The organism is Pseudomonas sp. PB105, assembly GCF_009764655.1.
Classification (GTDB): domain Bacteria; phylum Pseudomonadota; class Gammaproteobacteria; order Pseudomonadales; family Pseudomonadaceae; genus Aquipseudomonas; species Aquipseudomonas cyclaminis.
In genome coordinates this window covers 326,055-341,540 of sequence record NZ_RWIO01000093.1, presented here as the reverse complement: position 1 = coordinate 341,540, position 15,486 = coordinate 326,055, and the positions used below count along the sequence as shown (strand labels likewise).

The 15,486-nt window shown below is 60.9% G+C and carries 16 protein-coding genes and 1 pseudogene; 8 read left to right on the top strand and 9 right to left on the bottom strand.

Annotated features, from left to right (window positions below):
* Nucleotides 1-107 precede the first annotated feature (107 nt).
* Both rph and EJD88_RS24785 read left to right on the top strand, forming a co-directional pair.
* Nucleotides 108-830, top strand: coding sequence for a ribonuclease PH (gene rph / locus EJD88_RS24790; RefSeq protein WP_016975928.1), 723 nt, complete (start codon nt 108-110; stop codon nt 828-830).
* A gap of 22 nt (nt 831-852) precedes the next feature.
* Nucleotides 853-1,221, top strand: coding sequence for a DUF4870 domain-containing protein (locus EJD88_RS24785; protein WP_032884406.1), 369 nt, complete (start codon nt 853-855; stop codon nt 1,219-1,221).
* 58 nt (nt 1,222-1,279) lie between these two features.
* Here EJD88_RS24785 and EJD88_RS24780 read toward each other — a convergent pair whose 3' ends face one another.
* A complete protein-coding gene (locus EJD88_RS24780) occupies nt 1,280-2,059 on the bottom strand; it encodes an exodeoxyribonuclease III (RefSeq protein ID WP_003195493.1) in 780 nt (259 codons plus the stop codon).
* Between the two features lie 82 nt (nt 2,060-2,141).
* Here EJD88_RS24780 and pyrE point away from each other — a divergent pair, with 82 nt between their 5' ends.
* A complete protein-coding gene (gene pyrE / locus EJD88_RS24775) occupies nt 2,142-2,786 on the top strand; it encodes an orotate phosphoribosyltransferase (protein WP_099586019.1) in 645 nt (214 codons plus the stop codon).
* 57 nt (nt 2,787-2,843) lie between these two features.
* Here pyrE and argB read toward each other — a convergent pair whose 3' ends face one another.
* From argB to coaBC, 5 genes and pseudogenes are all read right to left on the bottom strand, one after another.
* Nucleotides 2,844-3,749, bottom strand: a complete 906-nt coding sequence (gene argB / locus EJD88_RS24770) for an acetylglutamate kinase (RefSeq protein ID WP_015886532.1) — start codon at nt 3,747-3,749, stop codon at nt 2,844-2,846.
* Between the two features lie 19 nt (nt 3,750-3,768).
* Nucleotides 3,769-5,190 (bottom strand): annotated as a pseudogene (locus EJD88_RS24765) (phosphomannomutase/phosphoglucomutase); the annotation flags it as partial.
* Nucleotides 5,163-5,363: a hypothetical protein gene (locus EJD88_RS24760; RefSeq protein ID WP_112192760.1), complete on the bottom strand. Its 201-nt coding sequence runs from the start codon at nt 5,361-5,363 to the stop codon at nt 5,163-5,165. The pseudogene EJD88_RS24765 and the gene EJD88_RS24760, both read right to left, overlap by 28 nt.
* A 67-nt stretch (nt 5,364-5,430) precedes the next feature.
* Nucleotides 5,431-5,886, bottom strand: coding sequence for a dUTP diphosphatase (dut, locus tag EJD88_RS24755; protein WP_032884403.1), 456 nt, complete (start codon nt 5,884-5,886; stop codon nt 5,431-5,433).
* A gap of 5 nt (nt 5,887-5,891) precedes the next feature.
* Entirely contained in the window at nt 5,892-7,100 is a 1,209-nt protein-coding gene (gene coaBC, locus EJD88_RS24750) for a bifunctional phosphopantothenoylcysteine decarboxylase/phosphopantothenate--cysteine ligase CoaBC (protein ID WP_099586016.1), read from the bottom strand.
* A 143-nt stretch (nt 7,101-7,243) separates the two neighbouring features.
* On the opposite strand from coaBC, the gene radC reads away from it, so the two are divergent.
* Nucleotides 7,244-7,918: a DNA repair protein RadC gene (gene radC, locus EJD88_RS24745; protein WP_099586015.1), complete on the top strand. Its 675-nt coding sequence runs from the start codon at nt 7,244-7,246 to the stop codon at nt 7,916-7,918.
* Between the two features lie 29 nt (nt 7,919-7,947).
* On the opposite strand, the gene EJD88_RS24740 is transcribed toward radC, so the two are convergent.
* The gene (locus tag EJD88_RS24740) at nt 7,948-9,540 is read right to left on the bottom strand and encodes an ABC transporter substrate-binding protein (protein WP_158879237.1); all 1,593 of its coding nucleotides are present in this window, start codon (nt 9,538-9,540) and stop codon (nt 7,948-7,950) included.
* A gap of 458 nt (nt 9,541-9,998) precedes the next feature.
* Between EJD88_RS24740 and rpmB the strand changes: the two genes are divergently transcribed.
* On the top strand, nt 9,999-10,232 hold the full coding sequence (gene rpmB, locus EJD88_RS24735) for a 50S ribosomal protein L28 (protein ID WP_003176907.1): 234 nt from the start codon (nt 9,999-10,001) through the stop codon (nt 10,230-10,232).
* 11 nt (nt 10,233-10,243) lie between these two features.
* Nucleotides 10,244-10,399 carry a 50S ribosomal protein L33 gene (rpmG, locus tag EJD88_RS24730; RefSeq protein WP_003176906.1) on the top strand — a complete coding sequence of 52 codons (156 nt, stop codon included), beginning with the start codon at nt 10,244-10,246 and terminating at the stop codon, nt 10,397-10,399.
* Nucleotides 10,400-10,471: 72 nt separating this feature from the next.
* Here the strand turns inward: rpmG and EJD88_RS24725 are convergent, their stop codons facing one another.
* The gene (locus EJD88_RS24725; protein ID WP_112192756.1) at nt 10,472-10,834 is read right to left on the bottom strand and encodes a cupin domain-containing protein; all 363 of its coding nucleotides are present in this window, start codon (nt 10,832-10,834) and stop codon (nt 10,472-10,474) included.
* Nucleotides 10,835-11,064: 230 nt separating this feature from the next.
* On the opposite strand from EJD88_RS24725, the gene EJD88_RS24720 reads away from it, so the two are divergent.
* On the top strand, nt 11,065-12,558 hold the full coding sequence (locus tag EJD88_RS24720) for an aldehyde dehydrogenase (protein WP_099586012.1): 1,494 nt from the start codon (nt 11,065-11,067) through the stop codon (nt 12,556-12,558).
* A 149-nt stretch (nt 12,559-12,707) separates the two neighbouring features.
* A complete protein-coding gene (locus tag EJD88_RS24715; RefSeq protein WP_112192754.1) occupies nt 12,708-13,850 on the top strand; it encodes an MFS transporter in 1,143 nt (380 codons plus the stop codon).
* Nucleotides 13,851-13,910: 60 nt separating this feature from the next.
* On the opposite strand, the gene EJD88_RS24710 is transcribed toward EJD88_RS24715, so the two are convergent.
* Nucleotides 13,911-15,476, bottom strand: a complete 1,566-nt coding sequence (locus EJD88_RS24710) for a phospholipase D family protein (RefSeq protein ID WP_158879236.1) — start codon at nt 15,474-15,476, stop codon at nt 13,911-13,913.
* Between the last annotated feature and the right edge of the window lie 10 nt (nt 15,477-15,486).

Here is a 15,486-nt window from a genome sequence, read left to right as displayed (position 1 = left end):
TGGGCGATAGGCTGTCCATTCGTAACCGGATTTTTTAGCAGTGCCCCGAATCGGTTCGCGGCTCTATAATGCCCGGCAGTTTTTCGTCCTCAGTACAGGTATCCCCTATGAAACGTCCAAGTGGTCGCGCTGCCGATCAGCTCCGCTCGATCCGCATCACCCGCAACTACACCAAACACGCCGAGGGATCTGTACTGGTCGAGTTTGGCGATACCAAGGTGATTTGCACCGTCAGCGTCGAAAATGGCGTGCCGCGCTTCCTCAAGGGCCAGGGCCAGGGTTGGTTGACCGCCGAGTACGGCATGCTGCCGCGTGCCACTGGCGAGCGTAACCAGCGTGAAGCCAGCCGTGGCAAGCAGGGCGGCCGCACCCTGGAAATCCAGCGCCTGATCGGTCGTTCCCTGCGTGCAGCCCTGGACATGTCCAAGCTGGGCGACGTGACCCTGTACGTCGACTGCGACGTGATCCAGGCCGATGGCGGCACCCGTACCGCGTCCATCACCGGCGCGATGGTGGCCCTGGTCGATGCACTGAAAGTGATCAAGAAACGTGGCGGCCTGAAAGGCGGCGACCCGCTCAAGCAGATGATCGCTGCCGTATCGGTTGGCATGTACCAGGGCGAGCCTGTGCTGGACCTGGACTACCTGGAAGACTCGGCTGCCGAGACTGACCTGAACGTCGTGATGACCAGCACCGGTGGTTTCATCGAAGTGCAGGGCACCGCCGAAGGCGCGCCATTCCAGCCGGCCGAACTGAATGCAATGCTGGCCCTGGCCCAGAAAGGCATGACCGAAATCTTCGAACTGCAGAACGCCGCACTGGCTGACTAAGCCGCCTTCAAGGAGAAGTGCCATGAGTGACAGTCAATTGCCGGTCCCGGCACCGACCAAGGAAGTTCGCCAGTGGGCGATGTTGTGTCACTTCGCGGCGTTTCTGGGGTTGGTATTCCCCTTTGGCAGCCTGTTGGGGCCGCTGATCGTGTGGCAGATCAAGAAGGATATGGACCCGCTTATCGATGATCAGGGCAAGGAAGCCCTGAATTTCCAGATTACCGTGGCCATCGCCTGGCTGGTCTGCATGGTGCTGGGTTTTGTGGTGATCGGCTTTGTGCTGATGTTGGTGCTGGTGGTTGCAGCGCTGGTGCTGACCATCATTGGTGGCGTTAAAGCCAATAACGGCACGGCTTACCGATACCCCTGGACCTGGCGTCTGGTCAAATAATGATCGCCCACAAAAAAACCGACAGCGATGTCGGTTTTTTTGTGCCTGGAGAAAGACCTTAGATGGTCAGTGTCCAGTCGTAGTCCACGATCAGCGGCGCATGTTGCGAGAAGCGCGGCTGGCGTGGCAAGCGTGCGCTGCGAACAAACCGGCGCAGACCTGGGGTCAGCAACTGGTAGTCGAAACGCCAGCCCAGATTAAGCATCTCGGCCTGTTCGTTATCCGGCCACCAGCTGTACTGGTCGCCTTCACGGCTGACTTCGCGCAGGGCATCCACATAGCCCATGTTGCCGACAATCTCGTCCATCCAGGCCCGTTCCGGCGCCAGGAAGCCTGGGGATTGCTGGCTGTCGCGCCAGTTCTTGATATCCAGCTTCTGTTGCGCCACGTACAGCGAGCCACAGTAAATGTACTCGCGACGTTTACGCCGCTGCTTATCCAGATAACGGGCGAAATCGTCCATTAGCTTGAACTTCTGGTTCAAGTCTTCATCGCCGTTCTGCCCCGAAGGAAGCAGCAAGGTCGCGATGCTGACCTTGTCGAAATCGGCTTGCAGGTAGCGCCCGTAGCGGTCGGCTGTCTCGAAGCCGAGGCCGCTGATGACCGCCTTGGGTTGCAACCGCGAGTACAAAGCCACGCCACCTTGGGTGGGCACTTCGGCATCGCAGGCATAAAGGAAGTAGCCATCCAGTTGGAAGGCTGGGTCGTCCAGTTCAAAGGCGGAGGCGCGGGTGTCCTGCAGGCAGATGACGTCGGCATTCTGAGCTTGCAGCCAACTGAGCAAACCACGCTCGACTGCAGCCTGAATACCATTAACGTTCACACTGATGATCCGCATAAATGGCCCCAAAAATCGCGTGCGTGTATGATACACGCCGTCTACCTAATTAGCTAAATCCGTGGTATCTGAGGCTTTTTTCATGCAGGCGTATCAACGCGATTTCATTCGTTTTGCCATCGATCGCGGCGTTTTGCGCTTCGGTGAGTTCACTCTCAAGTCCGGGCGCACCAGCCCGTACTTCTTCAATGCTGGCCTGTTCAACTCGGGTTCGGCCCTGGCTCAGCTGGGTCGTTTCTACGCGGCAGCCATCGTTGAAAGCGGTATTTCCTTCGACGTGCTGTTTGGCCCGGCCTACAAGGGTATCCCCCTGGCGGCCACAACGGCAGTGGCTTTGGCTGAGCATCACGGGCGGGACCTGCCTTGGTGCTTCAACCGCAAGGAAGCCAAGGCTCACGGCGAAGGCGGCAGCCTGGTGGGCGCGCCGCTGACCGGCGACGTGCTGATCATCGACGATGTGATCACCGCGGGCACCGCAATCCGTGAAGTGATGCAGATCATCGCTTCCCAGGACGGCGCCAAGGCCGCTGGCGTGTTGATCGCACTGAACCGCCAGGAGCGTGGCAACGGTGAATTGTCGGCGATCCAGGAAGTGGAGCGCGATTTCGGCATTCCGGTCGTGAGCATCGTGTCGTTGAACCAGGTGTTGCAGTTCCTGGAAGATGATCCGCAACTCAAGCAGCATCTGCCGGCGGTGCGTGCGTACCGCGAGCAATTCGGCGTCTGATACAGCAAGTAATGTGGGAGGGGGGCAAGCCCCCTCCCACATTTGTTTTCTGCGTTTTTAAGGACGCTTGCGGTTGCTGATCAGCGTGCCCACACCGGTGTCGGTGAAGATTTCCAGCAGGATCGCGTTCGGCACGCGGCCATCCAGGATCAGCGAGCTACCGACGCCGCCTTGCACCGCTTCCAGCGCGCAACGGATCTTCGGCAGCATGCCGCCGTAGATGGTGCCGTCGGCGATCAACTCGTCCACCTGTTGGGTGGTCAAGCCGGTCAGCACCTTGCCTTCCTTGTCCATCAAGCCGGCGATGTTGGTCAGCAGCATCAGCTTTTCAGCTTTCAGCGCTTCGGCAACCTTGCCCGCTACCAGGTCGGCGTTGATGTTGTAGGACTCGCCATTGGCGCCCACGCCGATTGGCGCGATCACCGGGATGAAGTCGCCTTTGACCAGCAGGTTCAGCAGGTCGGTGTTGATGCCGATCACTTCGCCCACTTGGCCGATGTCGATGATTTCCGGCTGGGTCATTTCCGGCGTCTGACGGGTGACGGTCAGTTTTTTCGCGCGGATCAACTCAGCGTCCTTGCCGGTCAGGCCGATGGCGCTGCCGCCGTGGCGGTTGATCAGGTTGACGATGTCTTTGTTCACCTGGCCGCCGAGGACCATCTCCACCACGTCCATGGTCTGCGCGTCAGTGACGCGCATGCCATCGATGAAGTGACTCTCGATCGACAAACGCTTGAGCAGGTCGCCGATCTGCGGGCCGCCACCGTGTACTACCACGGGGTTGATGCCGACGGCTTTCATCAACACGATGTCGCGGGCAAAGCCGGTTTTCAGCTCGTCGCTTTCCATGGCATTGCCGCCGTACTTGATCACCAGCGTCTTGCCGACGTAGCGTCGAATGTAAGGCAACGCTTCGGACAGGACCTTGGCGGTGTTGGCAGCGGCTTCGCGTTCGAGGGTCATTCAGGGCTCCGGAAAAAAATCAGAACGGTAGTTGGAGATCAGGGGCAACACGTTTCAACTGGGCGTGGAACACGTCCTTGATGCGCTGCAACTCAGCCTCGGTATCCGCCTCGAAACGCAGGACCAGCACCGGTGTGGTGTTGGACGCGCGAACCAGGCCCCAGCCTTTGGCGTAATCGACTCGCACACCATCAATGGTGGTCAGGTTGGCGCCTTCGCCCCATTGCGCATCGTGCAGTGCGTCAATGATGCTGAATTTGCTCTCCTCGGTCACATGGATATTGATCTCTGGCGTAGAAATATCATTCGGGAAGGTCTGGAACAGTTCTTCGGCGGTGGATTTTTCCTTGCTGAGGATCTCCAGCAGACGAGCGGCGCTGTAAATGCCGTCATCAAAGCCGAACCAGCGCTCCTTGAAGAACACGTGACCGCTCATTTCGCCGGCCAACAGGGCGCCGGTTTCCTTCATTTTCTTTTTGATCAACGAGTGACCGGTCTTCCACATTAGCGGACGGCCGCCATATTCCTTGATCAGCGGCGTCAGGCGACGGGTGCACTTCACGTCGAAAATGATTTCGGCGTTGGGGTTGCGCGCCACTACGTCACGGGCGAACAGCATCAGCAAGCGGTCGGGGAAGACGATCTCGCCGGTTTCAGTCACCACACCGACGCGGTCGCCGTCACCGTCGAAGGCCAGGCCGACGTCGGCGCCGGTTTCCTTGACCTTGGCGATCAGGTCCACCAGGTTCTCAGGTTTGCCCGGATCCGGGTGATGGTTCGGGAAGTTGCCGTCGACCTCGCAAAACAACGGAATCACTTCGCAGTTCAGCGCTTCGAGCAGTTGCGGCGCGATCACGCCGGCCGCGCCGTTGCCGCAGTCAACCACCACTTTGAGGCGGCGGGCGAGCTTGACGTCGCGGGTGATTTCATCGGAGTAGCGCTGCAGGATGTCGACCTTGGTGATGCTGCCTTTGCCGCTGGTCAGGTCGTTGGTCTTCAGGCGGGTATGCAGGGCTTGGATCTGTTCGTTGGCCAGGGTGTCGCCAGCAATGACGATCTTGAAGCCGTTGTAGTCCGACGGGTTATGGCTGCCGGTGAGCATCACCCCGGACTTGCCGGCCAGGACATTGGCGGCGTAGTACAGCGCCGGCGTTGGTACCAGGCCGACGTCGCTGACGTGGCAGCCGGCGTCGGCCAGGCCCTGGATCAGTTGTTCCACCAGTTCCGGGCCGGACAAGCGACCGTCGCGGCCGACCGAAACGTTGGGCTCATCCTGGGCCAGGCTCTGGGCGCCAATGGCGCGGCCAATCCAGTAGGCCGTTTCGGCGGTCAGGGTCTTGGGCACCACGCCACGGATGTCATAGGCGCGAAAAATGCTGTCGGGGAATGTCGGGGCTACTCGGGCTGCGGTACTCATCGCGGGGGGAAACTCCATCTGAAGGGGGCAAGGCTGGCCTTAATGTGGCTGACCGGCAGGCTCAAACTGAAGGGTATGACGGTGTTTTCGGCAGAGAGTTCGTGGTGCAAAAATGCCATCGGCGTTTGGCGGCCTGGCTCTTTTTTGCGTAATGCATTGATTTCACTATGGAAATCTCGCTGATAAATTCCGCGCATTCTTCATCCTGAAAAGCCATGCGGTGGCGTCTGGCCGGGCAGAAGCACCCGGCCAGGTTCAGCTTAGTCAGAGACTGCCGGAATGCCCGAAGCCGCCTGCGCCGCGTTGGGTTTCGTCGAACTCCTGCACCAGTTCGAAGTGCGCCTGCACCACCGGCACAAGAACCAGCTGGGCGATGCGCTCGCCGACCACGATGTTGAAGGCAGTCTGGCCACGGTTCCAGCACGACACCATCAACTCGCCCTGGTAGTCCGAGTCGATCAGGCCGACCAGATTGCCCAGCACGATGCCGTGTTTGTGACCCAGGCCGGAGCGCGGCAGGATCAGCGCCGCCAGGCCAGGGTCGCCCACGTAGATCGACAGGCCGGTCGGAATCAGGACGGTCTGGCCCGGCTCAAGCAGGGTGTCCTGCTTGAGCATGGCGCGCAGGTCCAGGCCGGCGGAGCCAGGGGTGGCGTAGGCCGGCAGTGGGAATTCGGTGCCGATGCGTGGGTCGAGGATCTTGGCTTGCAAAGCGTGCATGGAAATTAAACCTGGTTCAGCCGTTGGGCGATAAAAGAGATCAACTGGCGGGCAATCTTGCCCTTGCTGGTCTGGGCGAAAAGGGTGGCGTGCAGGTCGCGGTCAATCACGCTGCAGGCGTTTTCCTCGCTGTTGAAGCCGATGCTCGGGTTGGCGACATCATTGGCAACGATCAGGTCGAGGTTTTTGTCTTTCAATTTGCGTGCGGCGTAGTCCAGCAAGTGCTCGGTCTCGGCCGCGAAGCCGACGCTGAACGGGCGGTCTGGACGGGTGGCGATGGTGGCCAGGATGTCCGGGTTGCGCACCATTTGCAGGAGCAGGCCGTCGCCGCTTGTAGGGTCTTTCTTGAGCTTTTGCGGGGCGACGACTTCCGGGCGGTAGTCCGCAACCGCTGCCGAGGCGATAAACAGGTCGCAGGGAATGGCCGCTTCGCAGGCCGCGAGCATGTCCCGGGCGCTGACTACGTCGATTCGCGTGACGCGATCAGGGGTCGGCAAATGCACCGGTCCTGTGATCAAGGTGACACGTGCGCCTGCCTCGACCGCCGCTTCTGCCAGCGCAAAGCCCATTTTTCCTGAGCTATGGTTGGTGATGTAGCGCACCGGGTCGATGTTTTCCTGGGTCGGGCCAGCGGTGATCAGCACGTGCTTGCCGGTCAGGGCCAGGTGCTGGAAGCACTCGGCGGCGCACTGGGCCAGATCGGTGGCTTCGAGCATGCGGCCCATGCCCACGTCGCCGCAGGCCTGGCTGCCGGACGCCGGGCCGAACACCTTGAGGCCACGACTTTGCAGGAGTTGAGTGTTGGCCTGGGTGGCCGGATCGCGCCACATGGCCTGGTTCATGGCCGGGGCGATGGCCACGGTGGCGTCGGTGGCCAGTACCAGCGTGGTCAGCAGGTCGTCGGCAATGCCTTGGGCGAGGCGGGCGATCAGGTCCGCGGTGGCTGGGGCGATCAGCACCAGGTCGGCCCATTTGGCCAGTTCGATGTGGCCCATGGCGGCTTCCGCCGCCGGGTCCAGCAGGTCCAGGTGAACCGGGTGGCCGGACAAGGCCTGCATGGTCAGGGGGGTGATGAACTCACTGCCGCCACGAGTCATGACCACGCGCACTTCGGCGCCTTGGTCCAGGAGCCTGCGAACCAACTCTGCGCTCTTGTAGGCGGCAATGCCGCCGCCGACGCCGAGAACGATGCGTTTCCGATACAGACGCTGCATTGGTTTGCCTTTCCAGTTCAGTGAAGCCAGTTCAGTGACGCCTGCGATCTCCCCTCCCCAGGTGAAATCGCACGCAAAAAAGAGGGCCTACGATAACACAGCGTCTGTCAGGCAGCAGCGGCGCACATGCACAGGGAGGTGGGATGAGTATTCGTGACTGGCCGGCGGCAGAGCGTCCGCGGGAGAAGCTTTTGGCATGGGGCGCGGCAAGTTTGTCAGATGCCGAGTTGTTGGCAATCTTTCTGCGCACAGGTGTAGCCGGTCGGAGTGCGGTGGACTTGGCGCGCCATCTGCTCGCCCAATTTGGTGGCTTACGCCCGCTGCTGGAGGCCAACCAGGCGCTGTTCAACCAGCAACTGGGCTTGGGGCCGGCGAAGTTTGCCCAACTGCAGGCGGTACTGGAAATGTCCCGGCGGCATATGGCCGAACACTTGCGCAGTGAGTCAGTGCTGGAAAGCCCGGAGGTCGTGCGGGGTTACCTCAAGGCGCTGTTGCGCCATGAGCCCCACGAGATCTTTGGCTGCCTGTTTCTCGATTCAAAACATCGGGTATTGGGCTTCGAGGCATTATCTGAGGGCACCATCGACGCCGCGGTGGTGTATCCCCGGCAAGTGGTCAAACGCGCACTGGCCTACAACGCGGCGGCGTTGATCTTGTGTCACAACCATCCTTCGGGAAACGTGGAGCCGAGTGCTGCTGATCGAAAATTGACCAAAGTCCTGCAGAAAGCGCTGGAGATGGTGGACGTGCGGGTGCTGGATCACATCATCGTGGGGGATGGTGATCCATTGTCGATGGCGGAGTACGGATGGATGTAGCCCCCACCCTTTGCGGTGGGGGCCATGGTTCAGGGCTTGACGCTGACCTTCGAGAAGTCCTGGCGCCCGAATGGGCTCACCTGGTATCCCTCGACATTCTTGCGGGCCAGGGCAAACGCGGTCGGATGCGCCAGCGGCAGCCACAACGCCTGCTGCTGGATCTGCGCCTGGGCCTGTTGATACAGCTTGCTGCGCACCCCTTGCTCGCTGGTGGTCTTGCCGGCACTGATCAGCTTGTCCAGCGCAGGGTCGCAGTAACGCGCGAAGTTGGTCCCGGATTTCACCGCTGCGCAGGAAAACTGCGGGGTCAGGAAGTTATCCGGATCACCGTTGTCGCCGGCCCAGCCCATGAACAGCAGGTCATGCTCGCCGGCTTTGGCGCGGCGAATCAGCTCGCCCCATTCGATCACGCGGATCTCGGCCTGGATGCCGACTTTGGCCAGGTCGGCTTGCAGCAGTTGCGCGCCGAGGTTCGGGTTGGGGTTCAGCAGGCTGCCGGTGGGGCGTGTCCAAATGGTGGTCTTGAAGCCATCCTTGAGCCCGGCGCGATTGAGCAGGGCCCTGGCCTTGTCGAGGTCCTGTGGATAACCCGGCAAGTCCTTGGCGTAGCTCCATGTATTGGGCGGATAAGGGCCGTTGGCGGCTTCGGCGGTGCCTTCAAATACCGCTTTGAGGTAGCTGGCCTTGTCGAAGGCCAGGTTGATCGCCTGACGCACTTCGGGCTTGTCCAGGGGAGGGTGCTGGCTGTTGATCGCCACGAATGCGGTCATGAATGCGGCGGTTTGTTCCACTTTGAGGGCCGGGTCTTTCTCGGCCTCGCCCACATCCAGCGGCTTGGGCGACAGGGCGATCTGGCATTCATCGCGGTGCAGCTTCTGCAAGCGCACGTTGGCGTCCGGTGTGATCGCGAAGATCAAGTTATCCACAGCCGGTTTGCCGCCAAAGTAGTCCGGGTTGGCTTTGTAGCGAACCACGGCGTCTTTCTGGAAGCGACTGAAAATGAACGGCCCGGTGCCAATCGGTTGGCTGTTGAGCTTCTCGGGCGTACCGGCCTTGAGCAGTTTGTCGGCGTACTCGGCCGGGTAAATCGAGGCGAAGCCCATGCTCAGGGCGGCGAGAAAGGTGGAGTCGGCATGGTCCAGGGTGAAGCGCACGGTCAGTGGGTCGAGCGCATCGATCTTCTTGACCAGTGTCGGTAGTTGCAGCGACTGGGCGTGAGGGAAACCGCTCTGGGCGATCTTGTGCCACGGGTTGGCCGGGTCGAGCATGCGCTCGAAGCTGAAGCGCACGTCTTCGGCGGTCAGGCTGCGGCTGGGGGTGAAGTACTCGGTACGGTGGAACTTCACATTCGGGTGCAGCTTGAAGGTGTAGGTCAGGCCGTCCGGCGACACGTCCCAGCTGTCGGCCAGGCTTGGCACCAGCTTGCCGCTGGCGGCATCGAAGTCCACCAAGCGGTTCATCAATACGTCCGCGGAGGCGTTGGTGGTGGTCAGCGAGTTGTACTGCACCACATCAAACCCTTCGGGGCTGGCCTCGGTGCACACGCTCAGGTTGGTGGCGGCAGAGGCCAGCGGAGCGATAAAAAGAGGGGCAAGCAACAGCGGTAGGGCAGCGAGGCGCATATTCGGTTTCCTTTGCAGATCGAAGGCCCATCTGCGAGCGCAGTCTGGAAAAGTCCTACCGTAGTGCTCTGATTGATAAATGACTAGCCCATTTTTGCCTGTGCTTTTGGCTCAAATGCTGTTTTGATGGCGCCTCAGATAGTTTTGTCGCGCACTTCACGGTGCACGCGGGCGCTGAAAATCATTCTGTGCGACGAGCGGTCGGCTGTTGTAGCGGCCCCTCCTGGCAACGGTTCTGGCGTCAACGGCCGAGATTTACTCCGGTAAAAACACACTCGCTGTTGTTGCGTCAGGGTCTTTCTGGTATAAAGCAGCGCTCTTTTCTAGGGGCCCGGTTCCTTCACTGTAGGTGTAGCCGGTAAGACCCTTAAAGAAACGCGGCGCCTGGCGCCAAATGACTGAGAGATTAAGCGGCCAACCCATGCCGGGTTGGGCATGTGGTTTTAGAGGGCTGAGGCATGTCGAGAGTCTGTCAAGTTACCGGTAAGGGTCCGGTGACTGGGAATAACATTTCCCACGCAAATAACAAAACCCGTCGTCGTTTCCTGCCGAACCTGCAGCATCACCGCTTCTGGGTTGAAGAAGAGAAACGTTTTGTTCGCCTGCGTGTATCTGCTAAAGGCATGCGTATCATCGACAAGCGTGGCATCACTGTCGTGCTGGCCGAAATCCGTGCCGCTGGCAAGATCTAAGGAGCTCTATCATGCGTGAATTGATTCGAATGATCTCTAGCGCCGGTACTGGTCACTTCTACACTACCGACAAGAACAAGCGTACTACCCCGGACAAGCTCGAAAAGAAAATGTTCGACCCGCGCGTTCGCAAGCACGTGATCTACAAAGAAGGCAAAATCAAGTAATTGATTTTCTTCCTTGTGAAAAAAAGCCCGTCTCTCACGAGTCGGGCTTTTTTTTGCGTGGAATTTGGTTGATCAAGCCTTCTGTTCAAACACCACATAGATCTTGCGGCAGGGTTCCAGTACTTCCCAGGTGCCACTGAAGCCGGCGGGAATCACGAAGCGGTCGCCGGCGCGCAAGGTCTTGGCGTTGCCCTCGGCGTCGCGCAGCACGGACACACCCTGCACGATCTCGCAGTACTCATGCTCGGTGTAGCTGACCTTCCACTGCCCGACCTCACCTTCCCAGACCCCCGCACTCATCTGGCCACATGGGCTGTTGTAGTGGTTGTAGACCGTCTGCTCGGGATCTCCCTTGAGGATTTTCTCTGCGGCAGGGCGATAGCGTTCGGGGGCGGTGTTGGCTTGGCTGAAGTCGACGATGTCCTGGATGCTCATGTGCGTGTCCCGTCTGGCCTGGGGTTGGAGAGCCCAAAGTCTATGTTTATTAAAATGAACATCGCAAGGGCGTTTACCGGCGTTATGTCAAATATATTGAAACATCCCCAGCCGCTGGTTTAGGGTGGCAACTGCCTTTGAGCCGAACAGTTGGCTGGCGGGCAAGCATTCTTTGAGGCTGCCGGGGGACATCGCCTGGCCCTTGTATTCAACAAGAGGAGGACACTCGCATGACCACCCTGACCCGTGCCGACTGGGAACAACGCGCCAAGGATCTGAAGATCGAAGGCCGCGCCTACATCAATGGCGAATACACCGCCGCTGTTTCCGGTGACACCTTCGAATGCATCAGCCCGGTCGACGGCCGTCTGCTGGCCACTGTTGCCAGCTGTGACGCCGCCGACGCCCAGCGCGCCGTCGAAAATGCCCGCGCCACCTTCAATTCCGGCGCTTGGTCGCGCCTGGCGCCGGCCAAACGCAAAGCCACCATGATCCGTTTCGCGGCGCTGCTCAAGGCCAATGCCGAAGAGCTGGCGCTGCTGGAAACCCTGGACATGGGCAAGCCGATCAGCGACTCCCTGAACATCGACGTACCCGGCGCGGCGAATGCCCTGAGCTGGAGCGGCGAGGCCATCGACAAGATTTACGACGAAGTCGCTGCCACGCCGCACGATCAACTGGGCCTGGTAACCCGCGAGCCGGTGGGTGTGGTTGGCGCCATCGTGCCGTGGAACTTCCCGCTGATGATGGCCTGCTGGAAACTCGGCCCGGCGTTGTCCACCGGTAACTCGGTGATCCTCAAACCGTCCGAAAAATCCCCGCTGACCGCCATCCGTATCGCGGCCCTGGCGGTTGAAGCCGGTATTCCGAAAGGCGTGTTCAACGTGCTGCCGGGCTACGGCCACACCGTCGGCAATGCGCTGGCGCTGCACATGGACGTCGACACGCTGGTATTCACCGGCTCGACCAAGATCGCCAAGCAGCTGTTGATCCGCTCCGGCGAGTCGAACATGAAGCGCGTATGGCTGGAAGCCGGCGGCAAAAGCCCGAACATCGTGTTCGCCGACGCCCCGGACCTGCAAGCCGCCGCAAAATCTGCAGCCAGCGCCATTGCCTTCAACCAGGGTGAAGTCTGTACCGCCGGCTCGCGCCTGCTGGTGGAGCGCTCCATCAAGGATACATTCCTGCCGCTGGTCATCGAGGCGCTCAAGGCCTGGAAGCCCGGCAACCCGCTGGACCCTGCAACCACCGTCGGCGCGTTGGTGGACACCCAGCAGATGAACACCGTGCTGTCGTACATCGAAGCAGGTCACGCCGATGGCGCCAAACTGGTGGCCGGCGGCAAGCGCATCCTGGAAGAAACCGGCGGTACCTACGTCGAGCCAACGATTTTCGACGGCGTGACCAACGCCATGAAGATCGCCCAGGAAGAGATCTTCGGCCCGGTACTTTCGGTGATCACCTTCGACAGCGCCGAAGAGGCGATCAAGATTGCCAACGACACGGTGTATGGCCTGGCTGCCGCCGTGTGGACCGCTGACATCTCCAAAGCGCACCTGACCGCCAAGGCCCTACGCGCCGGCAGCGTGTGGGTCAATCAATACGACGGCGGCGACATGACTGCGCCGTTTGGTGGCTTCAAGCAATCGGGTAACGGTCGCGACAAGTCGCTGCATGCGTTCGACAAATACACCGAACTGAAATCGACCTGGATCAAGCTCTAAGCAACACCGCAGGTCGAAGGTGGGAGGAGGTTTGCCTCCGATAGCAGTGTGTCAGGCACTTAACGTGCTCAATGATCCGCGCCATCGGGGGCAAGCCCCCTCCCACACTGTTTTGTGTGTTCTCAAGAATTATCCACAGGAGCGTGGCAATGCGTTGGGCGACCTATTTCGCCGTCCTGGCCTCGGTACTTAGCGTCGGCTTGGCGCTGGGTGTCAGCATGCCGCTGGTGTCCCTGCGTCTGGAAGGTTGGGGCTACGGCAGCTTCGCCATTGGCGTGATGGCGGCCATGCCGGCGTTCGGCGTATTGCTTGGCGCCAAGGTCTCCAGCCGGCTGGCCGCATGGCTCGGCACTGCCAATCTGATGCGTCTGTGTATGTGGTGCGGTGCGGTGTCCATCGGTTTACTGGCGATCCTGCCCAGCTACCCGATATGGCTGGTGCTGCGCCTGATGATCGGGGTGATCCTGACCATCGTGTTTATCCTCGGTGAAAGCTGGATCAACCAGTTAGTGGTGGAGCAGTGGCGTGGCCGATTGGTGGCGCTGTATGGCTGCAGTTACGCCTTGAGCCAGCTGTCCGGGCCACTGCTGCTGGGCGTGATCGGCACCGACCATGACTATGGCATCTGGGTCGGCGTGGCTTTGTTGGTGATTGCCCCGCTGGCATTGCTGGGACGCTCCGGCGCACCCACCGCCGATTCGTTCAGCGTGACTTTCGTCGAGCTGTGGCGCTTTTGCCGCAGCCTGCCGGCGATTGCCTGGGCGGTGGCGCTGTTCGCCGCGTTCGAAGCGATGATCTTGACGCTGCTGCCGGTGTATTGCCTGCAACAAGGCTTTACCGCCGAGATTGCCTTGGCGATGGTCAGCACGGTGGTGGTCGGCGATGCGCTGCTGCAATTGCCCATCGGTGCGCTGGCCGACTACCTGCCACGGCGCACGTTGTTCCTGAGTTGTGCTGTGTTGTTGCTGGTGTCCAGCCTGGCGATTCCGTTGACGTTGCACACGCTGTTGATCTGGCCGATATGGGTGTTGTTCGGCGCCAGTGCCGGTGGGTTGTTTACCCTGTCGCTGATCCTGATCGGCGAGCGTTATCGCGACGATGCGCTGGTGCGCGCCAATGCCCACATCGCCCAGCTGTGGGGCATCGGTTGCCTGATCGGGCCACTGGTGGCCGGGGCGGGCAGCCAGTGGATCAACGGGCATGCCCTGCCGCTGTTGATGGCGGCGGGGGCGTTGGGGTTGGTCGTGCTATTGCTGCGCCAGGGCGCATTCGGTGCCGCACAGCCAGCCTGAATCAAAATGCGATCCTCTGTGGGAGGGGCTTGCGGCCTCCCGCAGAGGATTTGCGTTGTGTCAGAGCATGCGTTCCAGGCCGACGCTGGTGGCGAACCACGCATTGAACCGCCGCCACCAACTGCCAGGCTCGCGGGTCAGCGTGTGCAGTTGCCCGTCATCTTCGGTGACCCACACCACGTTGCCGTCCTGCAGTTTCGCCTCGTAACTCAAGGCGGGTGCCATGCCTTGCAACGCCAGGTTGCGCACGTGTTCCGCCAGTTCGGGGCTGTCCACCAAGACGCCGACTTCGGTATTCCACAACACAGAGCGGGGGTCGAAATTGAACGAGCCGATAAACGACTTCGTCCGATCAAAGATCATGGCCTTGCTGTGCAGGCTGGAATCCGAACCTCGGAAGGAGCCCCGGCGAAACAGGTGCGGGCTGCTGCCACCGCCGTCGCCGGGTTGGCGGCGCAGTTCATAGAGTTTGACCCCGTGCTCCAGCAGCGCCTTGCGATAAGGCGCATAGCCGCCGTGCACGGCCGGCACATCGGTGGCTTCAAGGGAGTTGGTCAACAGGCTCACCGATACACCCGCGTCGGCGCGCCCCGTCAGGTACACCAGCCCAGGCTGCCCCGGTACGAAGTACGCCGAGATCATTATCAGCTCATGGTTGACGCCTTCCAGCTCCGGTGCGAGTTGGGTGGTCAGCAGCAGGCGTGGGTCCGGGTCGGCCTTGGCCAGCACCTTGCTCGGTGCGTCCCACAACGCCTGGTTCCAGGCCCAGATCAGCTCGCGGCGCCAGATGTCCATGCGCGGTTGGGTCTGGTAGGTGCGCAGGCGGTTGTACAGCGCGTGATTCTGCTGGCGTGACTCGGCCAACGACGCCTCCAGGCGCACGCGCGCGGCAGCCAGGTCGCCTTTAGAGGGGCTGTTTGAGACAAAATCGTCAATCGGTTTGCTCAGGGCGCTGTTCCAGTACTGATCGAAACTGTGCCCGAGCTGCTCGGCCACCGGCCCTACGCTGAGCATGTCGATATCGGTGAAATTCAGGTTTGGCTCGGCGTCGAAATATTCATCCCCCAGGTTTCGCCCGCCGACGATGGCCACACTGTTGTCCGCCAGCCACAGCTTGTTGTGCATGCGCCGGTGTTGCAGCGACAGGTCGAACAGGCGGCCCATGGCCCGCGTCACACCGGTGCTGCGTCCCAAGTGCAGGGGATTGAACAGGCGAATCTCGATCTTGGGGTGGGCGGCGAGGGTGGCGATGATCTGGTCGAGGCCGTCGCTGGTGGTGTCGTCCAGCAGGATGCGCACACGCACGCCACGGTCGGCGGCCTTGAGCAGTTCATCCACCAGCATGCGCGTGCTGATGCCGTCGTGGACGATGTAGTACTGCAGATCGAGGCTGGTCTGGGCGTTCCGGATCAGCTCGGCGCGGGCCATGAAGGCTTCGCTGCTGTTGGGCAACAGGCGGAAACCGGAGCGGCCCTGGTAAGGCGCGGCCTGGGCCTGGATCGAGCGGCCGAACGACGACTGTGCTGCCGGCAGTGCGTCGCTGGGGATACGCGGTGTGCTCACTGTGGCGCAGCCACCCAGGGTCAGGGCTCCCAACAGGCAAAACGGTAAAAGCCGTCGAATCATCAAGGGAGGC

Excerpts from the sequence above, each read along its gene's own strand:
- rph (WP_016975928.1), top strand. The coding sequence starts at position 108 with ATGAAACGTCCAAGTGGTCGCGCTGCCGATCAGCTCCGCTCGATCCGC.
- EJD88_RS24785 (WP_032884406.1), top strand. The coding sequence starts at position 853 with ATGAGTGACAGTCAATTGCCGGTCCCGGCACCGACCAAGGAAGTTCGC.
- EJD88_RS24780 (WP_003195493.1), bottom strand. The coding sequence starts at position 2,059 with ATGCGGATCATCAGTGTGAACGTTAATGGTATTCAGGCTGCAGTCGAG.
- pyrE (WP_099586019.1), top strand. The coding sequence starts at position 2,142 with ATGCAGGCGTATCAACGCGATTTCATTCGTTTTGCCATCGATCGCGGC.
- argB (WP_015886532.1), bottom strand. The coding sequence starts at position 3,749 with ATGACCCTCGAACGCGAAGCCGCTGCCAACACCGCCAAGGTCCTGTCC.
- EJD88_RS24760 (WP_112192760.1), bottom strand. The coding sequence starts at position 5,363 with ATGCGCGGAATTTATCAGCGAGATTTCCATAGTGAAATCAATGCATTA.
- dut (WP_032884403.1), bottom strand. The coding sequence starts at position 5,886 with ATGCACGCTTTGCAAGCCAAGATCCTCGACCCACGCATCGGCACCGAA.
- coaBC (WP_099586016.1), bottom strand. The coding sequence starts at position 7,100 with ATGCAGCGTCTGTATCGGAAACGCATCGTTCTCGGCGTCGGCGGCGGC.
- radC (WP_099586015.1), top strand. The coding sequence starts at position 7,244 with ATGAGTATTCGTGACTGGCCGGCGGCAGAGCGTCCGCGGGAGAAGCTT.
- EJD88_RS24740 (WP_158879237.1), bottom strand. The coding sequence starts at position 9,540 with ATGCGCCTCGCTGCCCTACCGCTGTTGCTTGCCCCTCTTTTTATCGCT.
- rpmB (WP_003176907.1), top strand. The coding sequence starts at position 9,999 with ATGTCGAGAGTCTGTCAAGTTACCGGTAAGGGTCCGGTGACTGGGAAT.
- rpmG (WP_003176906.1), top strand. The coding sequence starts at position 10,244 with ATGCGTGAATTGATTCGAATGATCTCTAGCGCCGGTACTGGTCACTTC.
- EJD88_RS24725 (WP_112192756.1), bottom strand. The coding sequence starts at position 10,834 with ATGAGCATCCAGGACATCGTCGACTTCAGCCAAGCCAACACCGCCCCC.
- EJD88_RS24720 (WP_099586012.1), top strand. The coding sequence starts at position 11,065 with ATGACCACCCTGACCCGTGCCGACTGGGAACAACGCGCCAAGGATCTG.
- EJD88_RS24715 (WP_112192754.1), top strand. The coding sequence starts at position 12,708 with ATGCGTTGGGCGACCTATTTCGCCGTCCTGGCCTCGGTACTTAGCGTC.
- EJD88_RS24710 (WP_158879236.1), bottom strand. The coding sequence starts at position 15,476 with ATGATTCGACGGCTTTTACCGTTTTGCCTGTTGGGAGCCCTGACCCTG.